Origin of the sequence: Flavisericum labens (assembly GCF_045446075.1) — a bacterium.
GTDB lineage: Bacteria > Bacteroidota > Bacteroidia > Flavobacteriales > Flavobacteriaceae > Flavisericum > Flavisericum labens.
The window spans coordinates 1-1,608 of the sequence record NZ_JBJJBQ010000029.1; the positions used below are offsets into that span (position 1 = coordinate 1).

General features: G+C 30.8%; 3 protein-coding genes. All 3 read left to right on the plus strand.

Annotated features, from left to right (window positions below; translation table 11 throughout):
• Positions 1-102: 102 nt before the first annotated feature.
• The 3 genes from ACIEHO_RS16470 to ACIEHO_RS16480 all read left to right on the plus strand — a co-directional run bounded on the left by ACIEHO_RS16470 (position 103) and on the right by ACIEHO_RS16480 (position 1,522).
• Positions 103-561 carry a hypothetical protein gene (locus ACIEHO_RS16470; RefSeq protein WP_406973746.1) on the plus strand — a complete coding sequence of 153 codons (459 nt, stop codon included), beginning with the start codon at positions 103-105 and terminating at the stop codon, positions 559-561.
• 157 nt (positions 562-718) lie between these two features.
• Complete coding sequence (locus ACIEHO_RS16475) at positions 719-1,078, plus strand: hypothetical protein (protein ID WP_406973748.1); 360 nt, start codon at positions 719-721, stop codon at positions 1,076-1,078.
• A 3-nt stretch (positions 1,079-1,081) separates the two neighbouring features.
• Complete coding sequence (locus ACIEHO_RS16480; RefSeq protein ID WP_406973750.1) at positions 1,082-1,522, plus strand: hypothetical protein; 441 nt, start codon at positions 1,082-1,084, stop codon at positions 1,520-1,522.
• Positions 1,523-1,608: the final 86 nt, after the last annotated feature.

Below are 1,608 nucleotides of genomic sequence, written 5' to 3' on the forward strand. Positions count from 1 at the left end.
TGTCATGGATCTGTAAGGCTAAAACACGTTATAGTTCTCCTCTTTTTCTATCTAAATATATTTATTACAAACTAAAGAAACACGTTGGCACACATTTGAAAAATGACAGTATACGAACTTTTTAAACAACTAAAAGAAGCTGATTTCTCTTTTACTAAACCTGCTTTCCCCCAAGAAAGAGAATGGCACTCTATGCAAAGAGGTTCAATGGATAAATTAATTGCGTGTGGATTAGCTGAAAAAATCGGACAAAACAAATATTCGCTAACGACTGACGGTCGTAAGGCAAGTGTTCTAGGTGTAAAAAAATGGTCAAAAAGCATAACTGACAAAAATAGACGTGATTTAATTCGTTACTCTTTTGAATTTAAAAATAGTTGGTATAATCGACCAATACTAAAAAACATTAGACATAGTAAAACTACTTCAACAATATCAAAGTTGTCAGGTAAAGCAATTGGTGTTTTAATATCTGCGTTTTTACTACCCATAATAGCATTAATCGTTTGGAGATTATACGAACCAGAATTAATTGAAATATGGAACAAAATATTTGGATAAAAAACGTGTGCCAACATTGTATATAATTTATGCTTTAATTAGTTATTAATTTGAAATTTATATCTTTAAACTAACGATTTACTACGACTGAAAATCCTGCGGATTTTAAGCCGCACAAATCATATACGTAACCGTTGTAAACAATTTAAGACAAACATTGAGAAAAGCTTTAAAATACGGATTTCTGATTTTCGGTTTGCTAATTCTAATTGGATTTGCACTAAAAGGAAATATCACTCACGAACAATTTGACTCTGAAAAGTGGAAAAACTGGACGGAATCAGAATCTGAATGGTCATTGCGTTGGGATATGATGAATAGTTTGAGGAATAATCACGAACTGAAAGGAAAATCCAAGACTGAAATAATTGAATTATTAGGAATTCCAGAAACTAAAAACGAATCCGAATTTGGTTACTATTTGGGAATGGCTAAACACGGAATTGACACAGGACATTTAACAATCAAATTTGACAAAAACGGAAAAGTAATAGAGTTTAATGTTAGACATAGTTGATAAATGAAACATATAATATTTACATTGACTTTTATAATTAGCATTTCGATTAACGGAATTGCTCAATCAAATGTTGATGTTAATGAAATGGTTGGTTTTGGTTGCTACGAAGACGGAAGTCAATCGAAACCTGTTCAAAAAGTATCTCGCCTTATAGAAAAAGAAAAATACAATTCTATTGTTAAACTTCTCGATTCAAAAAATAACGCAGAAAAATATTTAGCTGTAGTTGTTTGTGAAAAACTGACAGAATTAAACAAACTTACTCTAACAAAAGAATTGAAGGAAAAAATTGCGGAAATATATAAGTCTAACGGAATTGTTTCAGTTTGCTCTGGTTGCGTTTATTGGGACAAACTGACTTTGAAAAAAATGCTTAATAAAGAAAATGATATGCGAATATCCGCAAACTATTGGCTTGATTATAAATTTAAAAAAGAATAAAAACTGTTTACAACAATGGTAGCCGTTGCACAAGCCCATAATTTTACAAAATCATGATACAAAACGCCCATTTTAAGGGCGTTTTT